Below are 16,046 nucleotides of genomic sequence, written 5' to 3'. Positions count from 1 at the left end.
AACTCGGGGTCGTCCGCGTACTGGGTGTGGACGACCTTGACCGCGACCGCGCGGCCCGAGGCGGAGCGTCCGAGATAGACGACGCCCATGCCGCCGGTGCCGATCCGCGACTCGATCCGGTAGCCGCCGATCGACTCGGGATCACCCTCGCGCAGAGGCATCGGTCACCTTCCCCCGGTGGTTGACATGGCCGTCACAGACTAGACGCCGGGGCGTGGCGTGGCCGTCGCGGTGCGTCAGAGCCAGCCATTGCGTCAGAGCCAGCCATTGCGCCGGAACCCTCGGTACAGCGCGAAACAGACGGTGACGATCAGTCCGACGACCATGCCGTAGCCGTACTTCCAGTGCAGCTCGGGCATGTGGTCGAAGTTCATGCCGTACAGACCGCAGACCATCGTCGGTACGGCGATCACGGCGGCCCATGCAGTGATCTTCCGCATGTCCTCGTTCTGGGCGACCGTCACTTGGGCGAGATGCGCCTGGAGGATCGAGTTCAGGAGCTCGTCGAAGGCGGCGATCTGCTCGGTGACCCGCTTCAGATGGTCGTCGACGTCCCGGAAGTAGGCCTGTATCTCCGGGGCGATCACCCGCATCGGCTGGGTGGACAGGATCTGCAGGGGGCGGTCGAGCGGCACCACGGCCCGCTTCAGCTCAAGGAGTTCACGCTTGAGCTGGTAGATGCGGCCCGGATCGGCGCGCTCCCCCTCCTTGGAGAACACGTCCATCTCGACCTGGTCTATGTCGGCCTGCACGGCGTCCGTGGCGGCGAGATAGTCGTCCACGACGTGGTCGGCCAGCGCGTGCAGCACCGCTCCGGGGCCCTTGGCGAGCTGCTCGGGCGCCGATTCCAGCTCCTCGCGCAGCGGACCGAGCGAGCCGTGCCTGCCGTGCCGCACGGTGATCACGAACTCCCGGCCGACGAAGACCATGATCTCGCCGGTGTCCACCACCTCGCTGGTCGCGGTCAGCTCGGCATGGTCCACGTAACAGACGGTCTTGAACACGGCGAACAGCGTCTCGTCGTACCGCTCGACCTTCGGCCGCTGGTGCGCGTGCACCGCGTCCTCCACGGCGAGCGGGTGCAGGTCGAAGAGCTCCGCGATGCCCGCGAACTCCTGCTCCGTGGGCTCGTGAAGACCCAGCCAGACGAAACCGTCACCGCTCTTGCGTACGCGCTCGACCTCCTCGACCAGGTCGCGGCCGCCCTCCTGACGGACTCCGTCGCGGTACGTCACGCACTTGACCACCGACGAGCCCAGCGGGGAGCGGACGGGATGGCTGAGGTCGACGCGGGTGTGCTTGCGGGTGAGGCGGGCTGCCCGTGCGACTCTCCGCAGGCCGCCCACCTTCCGGAGGTTCCCTACCTTCCGCAGGTTGCCTGCCATCGACATGCGTGGCTCCTCGTTCCGGTGACTTGGCCAGCAAGTCTGCCAGTACGAGGCGACAGTGCGGCCGGGGCCTGTGGGAACGGAAGACTCCGCTCCGATATGCCCGGTTCAGCCTCCCCAGGCGAAGCCCGGACAACTGGGATGATCGCGGCATGACGCTCATCGACGGCTATCTCTCAGGAAATCGACCCGCTGGGGCGGCTGAGGCGGCTGGCGCCACCGAGGTCGGCCGGCGCCACGACGCCTTCGCGGCCCTCTTCGATCCCACGACCTTCCGGCACATCGAGCGGCTCGGCATCGGTCCTGGCTGGCGCTGCTGGGAGGTCGGGGCGGGCGGCGCCTCCGTCGTCTCCTGGCTCGCCAAGCGGGTGGGCCCCACCGGGCGGGTCCTCGCGACCGCCACGGACACGTCCTGGCAGACGTCGGCCGCGCGCTCGCCGGTCGAGGTGCGCACACACGACGTGGGCGCGGACGCACCGCCCGTCGAGGGCTTCGACCTGGTGCACGCGCGGCTCGTGCTGTCCCGGGTGCCCGACCCGGAGCAGGCACTGCGGTCGATGATCAGGGCCCTGCGCTCCGGGGGCCGGCTCCTGATCGAGGAGGCCGACCCCGCGCTGCAGCCCCTGCCCTGCCCCGACGAGCACGGCCCCGCACAGGAGTTGGCGAACCGCATCAGGCGCGCGCTGCTCACCCAGCGGGGCTCGGACGTCGCGTACGGCCGTGGCCTGCCCCGTCTGCTGCGCGCCGCGGGCCTGCGCCAGGTGGAGGCCGACGCGTACTTCCCCCTGACGGCCCCGGCGTGCGCCGCCCTGGAGATGATGACGATCCAGCAGTCCCGCACGGCCCTGACCACCGCGGGCCTGGCCACGGACGAGGACATCACCACCCACCTGGCGAGCGTCGCGACGGGCACGATGGACCTGGCGACGTCACCGCTGATCTCGGCGTGGGGCAGGAAGGGGTAAGTAAAGCGCCCCCGTAAGGGAGCGCGGGGAACTGCGCGACAAGCCCCCGCACCCCTGCAGCCGCAGGCAGGGCCTGGCCACTCCGTACCGGGAGACGCTCAGCAGTCCGTCGAACCGGGCACCGGGGCCTCCCCCTGCCATGGCGGCTCCGGCGAGTGGAGCGCCCTGTAAGGGGCGCGGGGAACTGCGCGACAAGCCCCCGCACCCCTGCAGCCGCAGGCAGGGCCTGGCCGCGCCGTACCGGGAGACGCTTAGCAGTCCGTCGAACCGGGTACCGGGGGCCTTCCCCCTGCCATGGCGGCTCCGGCGAGTAGGGCGCCCTGTAAGGGGCGCGGGGAACTGCGCGACAAGCCCCCACACTCCTGCAGCCGCAGGCAGGGCCTGGCCGCGCCGTACCGGGAGACGCTTAGCAGTCCGTCGAACCGGGTACCGGGGGCCTTCCCCCTGCCATGGCAGCTCCGGCGAGTAGGGCGCCCTGTAAGGGGCGCGGGGAACTGCGCGACAAGCCCCCACACTCCTGCAGCCGCAGGCAGGGCCTGGCCACTCCGTACCGGGAGACGCTCAGCAGTCCGTCGAACCGGGCACCGGGGGCCTCCCCCCGACCCGTTCGACGGCCCGGGCCCCGGCCCGGCACCCTTCCTCCGCCGCCACGCGAAGATCCGCACCCCCCAGCCGGGAGGCGAGAAACGCGCCGGTGAACGCGTCGCCCGCGCCCGTCGAGTCGTGGGCGACGGCAGGCAGCGCGGGGACCTCCGCCCGCACCTCGCCGCCCCGGGCGACCAGCGCGCCCGCGGCGCCCCGCTTGACCACCACCGCGGGGAACTGGCGGCTCAGGTTCACGGCAGCGTCCGCCAGGTCGGGCACACCGGTGAGCAGCCGCGCCTCGTCCTGGCTCGGCAGCAGCACGTCCACGCCGTCCGTCGCCGCCAGGAAGCGGCCCACGCCGAGATCGGTGAGGAACCCCGCCGACGCGGGATCCACGCTCACCGGCACTCCACGCGCGCGTGCCGACGCCAGCGCCGCCCCGACCGCCGCCCGGCTCGGCCCTGCGAAGAACAGATAGCCCGAAAGGTGCAGCCACCCGACACCGTCCAGGAGCGCGGCCGACCAGTCGTCGGCCGACAGACGCAGCGAGGCGCCGCTGTCCGCCAGGAAAGTCCGCTCGGCCCCGGCGCCCCCGTCGACCAGACAGATCACCGTCCCCGTCGGCGCCTCGGGGTCGACGACGAGCCGTGGACGTACTCCCGCGCGGGCGAGCGCGTCCTCGTGCCATGCCGCCGAATCGGCGCCGACCCGCCCCAGGATCCGCACGTCCCGGCATCCCCAAGAGGCGGCCCAGGACGCGACATTGGCGCCCGCGCCGCCCGGCACCGCACGGATCGCCGCCGCGGTGTCGGTGCCCGGAGCGAGCGGCGCACGGTGCCGCGCGACGATGTCGGTGACGACGTCGCCGACGACCAGCAGGGCCCCGCCCCCTGAGCTCACCGCCCGGCCCAGGCCGCCGCGATCCGGCCCGCGAGCCGTACGTTGCCGCGCACCGCCGCGAGGTTGGCGTCGAGCGATGCGCCCTGCGTACGGCGCACCAGCTGGTCCAGGAGGAACGGCGTGACCGCCTGCCCCGTGATGCCACGCTCGGCACACTCCTCCAGTGCTTCGGCGAGCACGCGCGCGTGGAGCGCGGGATCGAGCTGCTCGGACTCGGGGACGGGGTTCGCGACGATCAGCGCGGACTCCGGGCCGCCCACCGCGTCCTGGGCCCGCATCACCTGGGCGACCTCCGCGGGCGTACGCAGCGTCCAGTCCACGGGATGCCCGGAGTCGGTGAGATAAAAGCCGGGGAAGCGATCAGTGCCGTACCCGGCCACCGCGACGCCCAGCGTCTCCAGGCGCTGCAGCGTCGCCGCCACGTCCAGGATCGACTTCACGCCCGCGCAGACCACCGTGATACGCGTCCGGGCGAGCAGCCCCAGGTCGGCGGACTCGTCCTGCGTCACCGTCCACTCCCGGTGCACCCCGCCGAGCCCGCCCGTGGCGAACACCCGCACGCCCGCGCGCGCGGCGAGCAGCGCCGTCGCCGACACGGTCGTCGCCCCGCTCGCACCGGCGGCGACCGCGAGCGCCAGATCGCGGTGGCCCAGCTTGCGGATGCCGTCCTCGTTCGCGACCCGCTCCAACTGCTCCTTGTCCAGGCCGACACGGGGGCGCCCGTCAAGGACGGCGATCGTCGCGGGGACGGCGCCTTGTGCCCGTACGACCTCCTCCAGCTCGCGCGCCACCTGGAGATTGCGCGGGCGGGGCAGCCCGTGCGCGATGATCGTGGACTCCAGGGCGACGACCGGCCGCTGATCCGCCACCGCCGCCTGTACCTCGTCGGACACCACCAGCACGGGCCTGCCTCCTGCCTGTCGGGTCTCCTCTCATCCCTGGCGGGCGGCGCACCATGCCAAACCCTTGCGGCGCCGGGGACGGCGTGGCGGCGGCCGACTTCTGCTCAACGAGGAGACCATCTTCGACCTCGCGCCGCGCACGCTCGCGGAGCGCATGGGCGTCGTGCCGGACGCGGAGAAGAGCGCGGGCCATCCGGTCAACCACGTCTGCCTCGCCCTTCCGGAGGCCGACTTCGACGCGCTGCGCACCCGTCTGGAGGAGCGGGGAACACCGGTATCGGACTTCTCGTACGACGCGTTCGGCGCCCGAGGCAAGGCCCGCCGCAGCTTCTACTTCCGCGACCCGGACGGGAACATCTTCGAAGCGCGGCACTACGAAGAAGGCTGACCCCTGCCAGGGCCCTCGCGCGGCGCCCGGCTAGGGTGACCGGCCATGACCACGAATGATCAAGCCGCCGCGTCGTTTGCCGTGCACATTCCGGATGCCGACCTGGAGGCCGAGCCGCTCGATCCCGCGCAGATCGTCTCCGGCACCCCGGAGGTCACCGGCAAGCTCCTGTGGGAGTCCGCCGACGGCAAGCAGCTGCGCGGCATCTGGCAGATCACGCCCGGCGTGGTCACCGACATCGAGGCCAACGAACTCTTCGTGGTCGTCAGCGGCCGCGCCACGATCGCCGTCGAGGGCGGCGACGTGATCGAGGTCGGCCCCGGCGACGCGGCCGTCCTGCGCGAGGGCGACCGTACGACCTGGACGGTGCACGAGACGCTGCGCAAGGCGTACCACATCACGCTGCCCTGACCACCGGGCCGGGATCAGGCTTTCGTGAGCGTCCTGCGGACCGCGAGTCCCGCCATCGGAAGCAGCACACAGACGCCGATGAGGTTGAGCCAGCCGTAGCTCGCCTGCGCGACGATCAGGCCGGCGGCCGCGCCGCCGATGCCCGCCGCCGTGTTCATGGTCAGGTCCGAGAGGCCCTGCACTGCGGCCCGGGCGGGGCCCGGCACCGAGTCGGTCAGCAGCGCGGAGCCGGACACCAGGCCCGCGGACCAGCCGAGGCCGAGGGCGAAGAGCCCGGCGGCGGTCTGGCCGTGGCTGGGGCCCGCCGTACCGGCGAGCAGCGCGGCGCAGCACAGCAGCCCGATCGCCAGGCCGATCACGGAGAGCCTGCCGAACCGGTCGGCGAGCCAGCCCATCACCGGCGACAGGGCGTACATGCCCGCGATGTGACCGCTGATGACCAGGCCGACCAGCTGCAGGCTCGCCCCGTGGTGCCCGAGGTCGACCGGCGTCATCACCATGATCGAGACCATCACGGTGTGCGAAGCGGCCACCGTCACCAGGGCGAGGCGGGCCATCGGCGATGCGGCCACCGCGGCGACACCGGCCCGCAGCGAGCGGCTCTGCGCGGTGTCGTCCTCCTGCGGGGCCAGGGCGCGCGCGGTGAGCAGCGGGTCGGGTCGGAGCAGCACCGCCACCACCAGACCGGAGACCGCGAAGATCCCGGCGGCGAAGAGGAAGGGGCCCGCCGTCTCGGGGATGGCCGTACCGGCGAAGGCGCGGCTCGTGGGGGCGGCGATGTTCGGCCCGAGGACCGAGCCGATGGTGGTGGCCCAGATGACCAGGGAGATGGCGCGGCCGCGCCGCTCGGGCTCGGCGAGATCGGCCGCGGCGAACCGTGCCTGCAGATTCGCCGACGAGCCCGCCCCGAAGCCCGCCATGCCGAGCAGCAACAGGGGGAAGTTCTCGATGACCGCGGCGAGCACCACGAGCCCCGCGCCGAGGGCGCCGATCAGATACGCGAGGACGAGTCCAGGACGCCGTCCGCGCGAGGTCATCAGCGCGGCGAGCGGCAGCGAGAGCAGCGCCGTGCCGGCCACGGAGGCGGTGGGCGCGAGGCCGGACAGGGCCTCCGTCCCGCTCACCTCGGTCGCAAGGACCGGGGCCAGGGCGATGCCGATCGGTACGCCGAGCCCGCCCAGTATCTGACTGGCGATCAGCACCGCGGTGGTTCGGCGGCGCAGGCCGGGCAGCGCCTCCGGGGCGGGTATGTCAGGAGCGTCGACGGTCGAAGTCACTGACGCAGTGTGCCAGGGCGTTCGTATACGCGAAACGGAGTTGCGGCGACCGACTGGGCGCCTCGGGCCGGCGCGGGGTCGTCTGGCGTCTCGGATCAGCACGCGTCGGCCGATTAGGCGTTTCAGGCCGGCGCGCGGTCGGCTGGCCTTCGGATCTGGGCTCGGTGGGCTGGCCCTTCAGATCAGCGCGCGGTCGGCCAGCGCCTCAGATCAGCGCACGCCGACCGGACGTCTCAGACGGGCGCGGGGCCGGGCGGCCCCTTAGACCAGCGCACGGCCGGCCGGCACCTCAGATCAGCGCGCGGCCAGCCGGCGTCTCAGGCCGGCGCAAGCTCGCCCCGCCCCTCAGACCAGCGCACGCTCGCCCCGCCTCTCAGAACAACGGCTGCGGCAGCACCCCCTCCAGCGCGAGCAGCCGGCGCTTGGTCTCCAGGCCGCCCCCGAAGCCGCCGATGCCGCCGTCGCTCTCCACCACGCGGTGGCACGGCACCACGACCGGCAGCGGATTGGCGCCCATCGCCATCCCGACCGCCTGGGCGGCGCCGGGCTGGCCGACGCGCCGGGCCAGGTCGCCGTAGCCGACGACCGCGCCGTAGGGAACGGTGGTCAGCTCGCGCAGGACCTGACGGTTGAACCCGGAGATCAGCGACCAGTCCAGGGGCAGCTCGAAGGCGTGCCGCTCGCCCGCGAAGTAGTCCGCGAGCTGCCGTATGGGCTCGGCGAGCAGCGGCGAGCCGGGCGCCTCGACCGGCTCCGCCCCCAGCCGGGAGCCGAGCCGGTCGAGCGCCTTGCCGCGCACCGCGTCCGTGGCGTGGAAGACGACGGTGACCAGACCCTCGTCGGTCGCGGCGAGCAGCAGGGGGCCGATGTCGCTCGCGACGACGGCCCACACCACCCGCTGCCGGCCTTCCTGTCCCTGCGTGTCCTGCCCGTTGGCGTTCATGCGGACCACCGTACGACCGGGCACTGACAATGCCCGCTGCCGTCGGCTGCCGGACTACTCGGAGATCGCCTTGCGCACGACGTCCGGCGTGTTCGTGATGATGCCGTCCACCCCGAAGCCCGCCACCCGCCGCGCGCTCGCCGCATCGTTGACGGTCCACGTGAAGATCTCCAGAGGCTTGCCGTGCGGCCCCTTGAGCGAGTGGATCGCGGCGACGTAGCTGTTGGAGATCGAGCCGTGCGTCGAGTTGATCTGGTCGGAGAACTTCGCGTACGCGGGCAGATCGGCCACGGCGGGCGTCCCGAGGAAGCCCGTCTTGATGTCGGGCCGCAGCGCGTGCACCGTCTTCACGCTGTCCGCGCTGAAGCTCTGGATCACGAGCTTGCTGCGGACGTGCTTCCGGTCGAGCCAGCCCTCCTTGCGGAGCACCTCCAGGCCCTGCTTCTCGATGCCCGGGTACAGCTCGGGCTTCTTGAACTCGAAGACGAGCTTCTGGTGGTTGCGCGAGACCCGGTTCATGTACTGCTTCAGCGTCGGCACCCGCTGCCCCGCGTACTTGGGGCTGAACCAGCTGCCCGCGTCCAGCCTGGCGATCTCCGCCGTGGTGAAGTCGGCGACCTTCCACGGCGCACGGTCGGGGAAGAGCTCCTCGACGTTCGTCGTCCGCTTCAGGGTGTCGTCGTGCATGATCACGAGCTCGCCGTCCTTGGTGCGCTGGACGTCGTTCTCGACCCAGCGGAACCCCATGTCAGCCGCCTTGTCGATGGCTGAAAGAGTGTTCTCCGGAGCGTAGGCGGAAGCCCCCCGGTGCGCGACGACCAGCGGTCTGTCGTACGCACTGGAGGACTGGGCGGACGGCTGTGCCGAAGTCCGGTCGGAGGCCTGAGCGGTGGCGGAGGGGAGGGCGAGTGCACCGGCTCCAAGAAGAGCGGCGGTGGTGGCAGCGGCAGCGCGTGCGTACAACGGTGACTCCTCGCGATAGCGGTCACGGACCGGATGAGAGTGACAGTCCACGGCCAACGCGAGACAGGTGCAGGATGGCCACAGGTTGAACGGAGACAGCCGGGTTTCTTTCCCGGAAAATCGTTCGTACGTTCCGGAGTGAGCTTTACTCTCTGCGGCAGCCCACGGCCTCTCAGTAGGCCGTCGGTTGGGGCCAGATGGGGTTTTTCCCGGGCGAACAGGTACTACAGGCGGAAGGGCTACCGCGAATGCAGGGCACGGTCGACGGTTTCAGCTACGGAGCTGTCACACCCGTAGTGGCGTACCTCATGGCCTGTCTGGGCGGTGCGCTCGGACTGCGCTGCACCACCAGATCGCTTCTTGTCGCGCATTCCTGGCGACCCGGCTGGCTCGCCCTCGGGTCGGCCGCGATCGGGTCCGGCATATGGACCATGCATTTCGTCGCGATGATGGGCTTCACCGTCAAGGAAGCGCCGATCCACTACGACAAGGCGCTGACCTTCGCGAGCCTCGCCGTCGCCATCCTCATGGTCGGCATCGGGATCTTCATCGTCGGCTACCGCGGCGCGACCGGGACGGCCCTGTTCACCGGGGGGACGATCACCGGCCTGGGTGTCGCCTCGATGCACTATCTGGGAATGGCCGGTATGCGTCTGCGCGGAACGCTGGAGTACAACACCCTCACCGTCTCCGCCTCCGTCGTCATCGCCGTCGTCGCCGCCACCGCGGCACTGTGGGCGGCCGGCCAGGTCAGAGGCTTCCTGTGGAGCCTCGGCGCGAGCCTCGTGATGGGCCTGGCCGTCAGCGGGATGCACTACACGGGAATGGCCGCGCTCAGCGTCCATCTGCACGGCTCGACCGCCGCGCCGGTCACCGGGGACTCACCCGCCGAACTCCTCGCGCCCATGATGATCGGCCCGCTCGCCTTCCTGCTCCTCGCGGGCGTGATCGTGATGTTCGACCCGCTGATGGTGATGGGCAAGGAAGACCTCAAGAACGCCGCACAGGCGGCGCGCGCCCCCTACCCCGTTCCGCGCTCCGGCGACCGGCACGTCCCGCGGGCCGGCCGCAGGCCCCCGCCGCGCCCCGGCTCCAAGGCCCCGCAGAGCTGGTGATCCGGCCCCGTTGTCAGTGCGGGGTCGTACGGTGGGTTCCATGCGGCCCGTATCCAAGATCGAACGCACGGTGGCGCCTTTCGAGGTCGTCAGCAACTACCAGCCAAGCGGCGACCAGCCGGCGGCCATCGCCGACCTGGAGCGGCGCATCAACGCAGGTGAGAAGGACGTCGTCCTGCTCGGCGCGACCGGCACCGGCAAGTCGGCCACCACCGCGTGGATGATCGAGAAGCTCCAGCGCCCCACGCTCGTGATGGCGCCGAACAAGACGCTGGCCGCCCAGCTGGCGAACGAGTTCCGCGAGCTGCTCCCGAACAACGCGGTCGAGTACTTCGTCTCGTACTACGACTACTACCAGCCCGAGGCGTACGTCCCGCAGTCGGACACCTACATCGAGAAGGACTCCTCGATCAACGAGGAGGTCGAGCGCCTGCGCCACTCGGCGACGAACTCGCTGCTCACCCGTCGTGACGTGATCGTGGTCGCCTCCGTCTCCTGCATCTACGGCCTGGGCACGCCGCAGGAGTACGTGGACCGGATGGTCCCCCTCAAGGTCGGCGACGAGATCGACCGCGACCAGCTGCTCCGCCACTTCGTCGACATCCAGTACACGCGCAACGACGTGGCCTTCGCGCGCGGCACCTTCCGGGTCCGCGGCGACACCATCGAGATCTTCCCGGTCTACGAAGAGCTGGCCGTCCGCATCGAGATGTTCGGCGACGAGATCGAGGCGCTCTCCACGCTGCACCCCCTCACCGGCGAGGTCATCAGCGACGACGACCACCTCTACGTCTTCCCGGCCTCGCACTACGTGGCGGGTCCCGAGCGCATGGAGAAGGCGGTCAACGGCATCGAGAAGGAGCTCGCCGAGCGCCTGACCGAGCTGGAGAAGCAGGGCAAGATGCTGGAGGCCCAGCGGCTGCGCATGCGCACGACGTACGACCTGGAGATGCTCCGCCAGATCGGCTCCTGCTCCGGCGTCGAGAACTACTCGATGCACTTCGACGACCGCGAGCCGGGCTCGGCACCGAACACCCTCATCGACTACTTCCCCGAGGACTTCCTCCTCGTCATCGACGAGTCGCATGTCACGGTCCCGCAGATCGGCGCCATGTACGAGGGCGACGCCTCCCGCAAGCGGACCCTGGTGGACCACGGCTTCCGGCTGCCGTCCGCGCTGGACAACCGCCCGCTGAAGTGGGAGGAGTTCCTCGGGCGCATCGGCCAGACCGTCTATCTCTCGGCGACCCCGGGCAAGTACGAACTCTCGCGCGGCGACGGCTTCGTCGAGCAGATCATCCGCCCCACCGGCCTCGTCGACCCGGAGGTCGTGGTCAAGCCCACCGAGGGGCAGATCGACGACCTGGTGCACGAGATCCGCTCCCGTACGGAGAAGGACGAGCGGGTTCTGGTCACCACCCTCACCAAGAAGATGGCCGAGGACCTCACCGACTACTTCCTCGAACTGGGCATCCAGGTCCGCTATCTGCACAGCGACGTCGACACCCTGCGCCGCGTCGAGCTCCTGCGCGAGCTGCGCGCCGGTGAGTACGACGTCCTGGTCGGCATCAACCTCCTGCGCGAGGGCCTCGACCTGCCCGAGGTCTCCCTGGTGGCGATCCTCGACGCCGACAAGCAGGGCTTCCTGCGCTCCGGCACCTCACTGATCCAGACCATCGGCCGCGCGGCGCGCAACGTCTCCGGTCAGGTCCATATGTACGCGGACAAGGTCACCCCGGCGATGGAGCAGGCCATCGACGAGACCAACCGCCGCCGCGAGAAGCAGATCGCGTACAACAAGGAAAAGGGCATCGACCCGCAGCCGCTGCGCAAGAAGATCAACGACATCGTGTCGGCGATCGCGCGCGAGGAGGTCGACACCGAGGAGCTACTCGGCACCGACTACCGCACGGGGGAGGGAGCCGATGCAGGAACAGCCGCCAAGGCGCCGGTGCCCGCGCTCGGCGGGGCCAACGGGAAGGCCGGCAAGGCCGCCAAGGGCAAGGCCGCGGCGAAGGTGCCCACCGACCGGCCCGCGGCCGAACTGGCCGAGCAGATCGAGGAGATGACCGCGCGGATGCGCGCCGCCGCCGCCGACCTGCAGTTCGAGATCGCGGCCCGGCTGCGTGACGAGGTGTCGGAGATGAAGAAGGAGCTGCGGCAGATGAAGGAGGCGGGCCAGGCTTAGCGGGCCCGCCGGGGGAGGGGACACGCCGGAAACGCCGTACTGGCTGGTGTGTTGCAAGAACGCCACAAAGTGCCGCCCACGGTGCGGCACTGTCAGTGGCGCTGCGTAGGGTGCTGGGCAACCGCACAGACTGGCGGTTGCCCAAGGCAGTTCGAGAGGGGACAGCGCGTGACGGTCAACATGACCAAGGGTCAGGCCATCAGCCTGCAGAAGGACGACGGGGGCGCCCTGACCGCGGTGCGCATGGGACTCGGCTGGCAAGCCGCCCCCAGGCGGGGCCTGTTCGGCACGCGCACGCGTGAGGTCGACCTGGACGCGTCGGCGGTGCTCTTCGCCGACAAGCAGCCGGTGGACGTCGTGTTCTTCCGCCACCTCGTCAGCGACGACGGTTCGGTACGGCACACGGGTGACAACCTCGTCGGCGGTGCGGGACAGGGCGGGGACGACGAGTCGATCCTCGTGGACCTGCAGCGCATCCCGGTCCACATCGACCAGATCGTCTTCACGGTGAACTCGTTCACCGGCCAGACGTTCCAGGAGGTGCAGAACGCGTTCTGCCGCCTGGTCGACGAGACCAACGGCCAGGAGCTTGCGCGCTACACCCTGGACGGCGGTGGTCAGTACACCGCGCAGATCATGGCGAAGGTCCACCGCGCGGGCGCGGGCTGGCAGATGACGGCCCTCGGCAACCCGGCCAACGGCCGGACGTTCCAGGACCTGATGCCGTCGATCCTGCCGCACCTGTAAGCACGCGGCACCAGTACACAAGGGCACGAGGGGGACGAAGGCGATGACGGCCGAGCTGGTCCGGGGGCAGAACCACCCGCTTCCCGGGACCCGTCTGGAGATCCGTGTCTCGGTCGGCAAGCCGATCGTGGCCGGGGTCACGCTCAGCGACGAGCTGGGCAAGGTGCGCGGCACGGACTGGGTGGCCCATCCGGGCTCGCCCACCCTGCCCGGGCTCGAAGTGCCCAAGCAGGCGGCGGCCGACCATCGCCTCGCGGTGGACCTGGACGCCGTGCCGGAGGCCGTGCACCGGGTCAACGTCCTGCTCGCGCTGCCCGTGGGCGTCGGGGGCCCGGTCAGCTTCGGCGCCCTCGCCGCCCCCTTCGTCGCCGTCACCGGACTCGACGGCTCCCAGGTCGCCAGCTACACGATCACCGACCTGGACGCCGAGTCCGCCGTCGTCGCCCTGGAGCTCTACCGCAGGCAGGACGCCTGGAAGGTGCGCGCCGTCGGCCAGGGGTATGCGGGCGGCCTCGCCGACATGCTCACCGACCAGGGCCTGCCGGAGGCCCAGGAACTTGCGGGCACGATCAACGAGGCGGTGGCCCAGGGCCTGGCCCGTTCGGTCGCCGCGCCGCCGCCCCGCCCCTCGGACGAGGCGCGCGTGCGGACCACGGGGCAGCCGTCCCCCGGTCCGGGAGCGCCGGGTCCGGACGGCGCGGCCGCGGGCAGGCCCGACCCGGCCACGCACCAGCCGGGCGATACGGGCGCCGGCGCGACGGGCGGCGGCCCCGTCAACTACACGCATCCCGGCCGCCAGACCACCACACCGCCGCCGCCCCCGCCGACCGCGGCCCCGGCCGAGCCCGGCAGGCCCGCCCAGCCCGTGGCGGGCGACGCGACGGGCTGGTCCATGGAGGAGCGGCTCTACAACCAGGTGTGGGGCATGTTCGAGGACCTGGCCCGCACGATGGCGGCGTACCGAAGCGCCGTGGACTTCGCCGAGTCACGCATGGAGCAGGAGCTGGACAAGGTCCTCTCCGACCCCCGCAGCCGCATCGGCAACACGGGCGACGCGGCGCGCGAGGCCGCTCGCGCCAAGCACGGCCTCCTCGTCGACCAGGCAAGGGCCGCCCTCGACCGCGACCTGGGCCAGCTCGCCGCCGAGTCCGAGGTCGTCGAGCCCGCCCTGCCCGCCCCGTACGCGGGCTGGGACAACCCGGTGTGGCACGGCTACCGCGTCCCGATGGAGATCCCCATGGCGCTGCGCCTGGGCGACCTGCATCTGCCCGAGCGCCCCGACCTGCGGATTCCCATGCTGGTCCGGCTGCCGCTCGAGCGCGGCCTGTGGATCGACAGCGGCCGCTCGTCCGGCACGGACTCCCTGGCGGACGCCGATCAGCTGCGCCGCCTCGCCATGGACAGCGCGGTCGCGCACGCCGCACGGCTGCTCGCCGCCTACCCGCCGAACGAGTTCTCGGTGCACGTCATCGACGCGGCGGGCACGGCGGCCGGCGCCCTTGCCCCGCTGGTCACGTCGGGCGTGCTCGCCGAGCCCCCGGCCTCCGGCGCGGCAGGCGTGTCCGCCGTCCTCGCCAAGCTCACCCAGCGGGTGGACCTGGTGCAGATGGCGATCCGCGCGGGCGCCGCCGACGCGCTGCCGCCGGACCTGGACACCGCCGAGCAGCTCCTGATCGTCAACGACTTCCCGCACGGCTTCGACGACCGCGCCGTCACCCAGCTCCGCTACCTCGCGGACGAGGGCCCGGCGGTCGGCGTGCATCTGATGATGGTCGCCGACCGGGAGGACGCCGCCGAGTACGGCCCGCTGCTCGACCCCCTGTGGCGCGCGCTCCTTCGCCTGACGCCGGTGGCGGACGACCACCTCGCCGACCCGTGGGTCGGCCACGCCTGGACGTACGAACCGCCCCTGGCACCGCCCGGCAGCCAGGTGCTCCAGCACGTCCTGAACGAGGTGGGGCGGGCGCGCCGCACCGGCGGCCGCTGACTGACGGTAAAGCGACTTTTTGGCCCGCCTGACCTGGCCTTTTGGCTCTTCTTTGCCGTCTGCTTTACCAATCCTTGGTGTTTCGCGTACTCTTCTTCCAGCGGAGGGGAGTACTCCCGAACGCGACGTGCCCGTCAATACGGACCGCCATCGGTCCCGGGGCGTCGGCCCGCGGGGCGGTGAGCCGCCCCGGGTGGAGGAGACCTCCGGCAGCGACGACGCTGATCAGTAGCCGTACGACGCCGGAGGCGCAGTGGACGTTTCAATGACCCTTTGGGTGCTGACCATTCTTGGTCTGTGTGCCCTCATCGCGGTCGATTTCTTCATCGGCCGCAAGCCGCACGACGTATCGATCAAGGAAGCCGGAATCTGGACGGTCGTCTGGATCGTGCTGGCCGCGCTCTTCGGAGTGGGCCTGCTGATCTGGGGCGGTGGCCAGGCGGGCGGCGAGTTCTTCGCCGGCTTCATCACCGAGAAGTCACTCAGCGTCGACAACCTCTTCGTCTTCATCCTGATCATGGCGAAGTTCTCGGTGCCCAGCCATCTCCAGCAGCGGGTGCTGCTGTTCGGTGTGCTGATCGCGCTCGTACTGCGAGCGATCTTCATCGCCGCCGGCGCCGCGGTCATCGCCAACTTCTCCTGGGTCTTCTACATCTTCGGCGCGTTCCTGATCTACACCGCCTGGAAGCTCATCCAGGAGGCGCGCTCCGGCGATGACGAAGAGGAGTGGGAGGAGAACCGCCTCCTGAAGGCCGCCGAGCGGAAGTTCGGCGTCGCCGACCAGTACCACGGCACCAAGCTGTTCATCCAGAAGAACGGCAAGAAGATCATGACGCCCCTCATGATCGTCATGCTCGCCATCGGCACCACCGATGTGCTCTTCGCGATGGACTCGATCCCCGCGATCTTCGGCCTCACCCAGGACCCGTACATCGTCTTCACGGCGAACGCCTTCGCCCTGATGGGTCTGCGCCAGCTGTACTTCCTCATCGGCGGACTGCTCAAGAAGCTGGTCCACCTCAGCTACGGCCTGTCGGTCATCCTGGGCTTCATCGGCGTGAAGCTGGTCCTGCACGCGCTGCACGAGAACGGGGTGCACGTCCCCGAGATCTCCATCCCGGTCTCGCTCGGCGTCATCTGCGGTGTCCTGGTCATCACGACGATCACCAGCCTCATGGCCACCAAGAAGCAGGCGGAGAAGGAGTCGGAGAAGGAGGCCGCGGAGAAGGCGGCCGACGAGACTCCGAAGGACAGCATCGAGGCCTGACGGCGTCGGACGCAGGACTG

At 70.8% G+C, this 16,046-nt stretch carries 13 protein-coding genes and 1 pseudogene; 8 read left to right on the top strand and 6 right to left on the bottom strand.

Features of this window, described 5'->3' with window-relative positions; genetic code table 11:
* Positions 1-254: 254 nt before the first annotated feature.
* Positions 255-1,391, bottom strand: coding sequence for a magnesium and cobalt transport protein CorA (locus AB0O76_RS35435; protein WP_365500142.1), 1,137 nt, complete (start codon positions 1,389-1,391; stop codon positions 255-257).
* Between the two features lie 149 nt (positions 1,392-1,540).
* Here AB0O76_RS35435 and AB0O76_RS35430 point away from each other — a divergent pair, with 149 nt between their 5' ends.
* Positions 1,541-2,353: a methyltransferase domain-containing protein gene (locus AB0O76_RS35430; RefSeq protein ID WP_365500139.1), complete on the top strand. Its 813-nt coding sequence runs from the start codon at positions 1,541-1,543 to the stop codon at positions 2,351-2,353.
* Positions 2,354-2,914: 561 nt separating this feature from the next.
* Here AB0O76_RS35430 and AB0O76_RS35425 read toward each other — a convergent pair.
* Both AB0O76_RS35425 and AB0O76_RS35420 read right to left on the bottom strand, forming a co-directional pair.
* Positions 2,915-3,838 carry a sugar kinase gene (locus AB0O76_RS35425; protein WP_365500136.1) on the bottom strand — a complete coding sequence of 308 codons (924 nt, stop codon included), beginning with the start codon at positions 3,836-3,838 and terminating at the stop codon, positions 2,915-2,917.
* Complete coding sequence (locus tag AB0O76_RS35420) at positions 3,835-4,740, bottom strand: pseudouridine-5'-phosphate glycosidase (protein WP_365500133.1); 906 nt, start codon at positions 4,738-4,740, stop codon at positions 3,835-3,837. Before AB0O76_RS35420 ends, AB0O76_RS35425 begins: the two co-directional genes overlap by 4 nt.
* A gap of 97 nt (positions 4,741-4,837) precedes the next feature.
* On the opposite strand from AB0O76_RS35420, the pseudogene AB0O76_RS35415 reads away from it, so the two are divergent.
* Together AB0O76_RS35415 and AB0O76_RS35410 are read left to right on the top strand one after the other, a co-directional pair.
* A pseudogene (locus AB0O76_RS35415) lies at positions 4,838-5,128 on the top strand (VOC family protein); the annotation flags it as partial.
* 45 nt (positions 5,129-5,173) lie between these two features.
* Positions 5,174-5,539 carry a cupin domain-containing protein gene (locus AB0O76_RS35410; protein ID WP_365500130.1) on the top strand — a complete coding sequence of 122 codons (366 nt, stop codon included), beginning with the start codon at positions 5,174-5,176 and terminating at the stop codon, positions 5,537-5,539.
* A gap of 14 nt (positions 5,540-5,553) precedes the next feature.
* Here AB0O76_RS35410 and AB0O76_RS35405 read toward each other — a convergent pair whose 3' ends face one another.
* The 3 genes from AB0O76_RS35405 to AB0O76_RS35395 all read right to left on the bottom strand — a co-directional run bounded on the left by AB0O76_RS35405 (position 5,554) and on the right by AB0O76_RS35395 (position 8,722).
* Positions 5,554-6,816: an MFS transporter gene (locus AB0O76_RS35405; RefSeq protein WP_365500127.1), complete on the bottom strand. Its 1,263-nt coding sequence runs from the start codon at positions 6,814-6,816 to the stop codon at positions 5,554-5,556.
* A 373-nt stretch (positions 6,817-7,189) separates the two neighbouring features.
* Positions 7,190-7,759, bottom strand: a complete 570-nt coding sequence (locus tag AB0O76_RS35400) for a methylated-DNA--[protein]-cysteine S-methyltransferase (RefSeq protein WP_365500124.1) — start codon at positions 7,757-7,759, stop codon at positions 7,190-7,192.
* A 54-nt stretch (positions 7,760-7,813) separates the two neighbouring features.
* The gene (locus tag AB0O76_RS35395) at positions 7,814-8,722 is read right to left on the bottom strand and encodes a glycerophosphodiester phosphodiesterase family protein (protein WP_365500121.1); all 909 of its coding nucleotides are present in this window, start codon (positions 8,720-8,722) and stop codon (positions 7,814-7,816) included.
* A 248-nt stretch (positions 8,723-8,970) separates the two neighbouring features.
* On the opposite strand from AB0O76_RS35395, the gene AB0O76_RS35390 reads away from it, so the two are divergent.
* The 5 genes from AB0O76_RS35390 to AB0O76_RS35370 all read left to right on the top strand — a co-directional run bounded on the left by AB0O76_RS35390 (position 8,971) and on the right by AB0O76_RS35370 (position 16,026).
* The gene (locus AB0O76_RS35390) at positions 8,971-9,837 is read left to right on the top strand and encodes an MHYT domain-containing protein (RefSeq protein ID WP_365500118.1); all 867 of its coding nucleotides are present in this window, start codon (positions 8,971-8,973) and stop codon (positions 9,835-9,837) included.
* 40 nt (positions 9,838-9,877) lie between these two features.
* Complete coding sequence (gene uvrB / locus AB0O76_RS35385; protein WP_365500115.1) at positions 9,878-12,025, top strand: excinuclease ABC subunit UvrB; 2,148 nt, start codon at positions 9,878-9,880, stop codon at positions 12,023-12,025.
* Positions 12,026-12,193: 168 nt separating this feature from the next.
* Entirely contained in the window at positions 12,194-12,772 is a 579-nt protein-coding gene (locus AB0O76_RS35380) for a TerD family protein (protein ID WP_135335405.1), read from the top strand.
* Positions 12,773-12,815: 43 nt separating this feature from the next.
* Positions 12,816-14,759: a TerD family protein gene (locus AB0O76_RS35375; RefSeq protein ID WP_365500112.1), complete on the top strand. Its 1,944-nt coding sequence runs from the start codon at positions 12,816-12,818 to the stop codon at positions 14,757-14,759.
* Positions 14,760-15,024: 265 nt separating this feature from the next.
* A complete protein-coding gene (locus tag AB0O76_RS35370) occupies positions 15,025-16,026 on the top strand; it encodes a TerC family protein (RefSeq protein ID WP_365500109.1) in 1,002 nt (333 codons plus the stop codon).
* Positions 16,027-16,046: the final 20 nt, after the last annotated feature.

This window comes from Streptomyces sp. NPDC086554, assembly GCF_040686095.1.
Lineage (GTDB): Bacteria > Actinomycetota > Actinomycetes > Streptomycetales > Streptomycetaceae > Streptomyces.
This window is presented reverse-complemented; position numbering and strand designations above follow the sequence as displayed.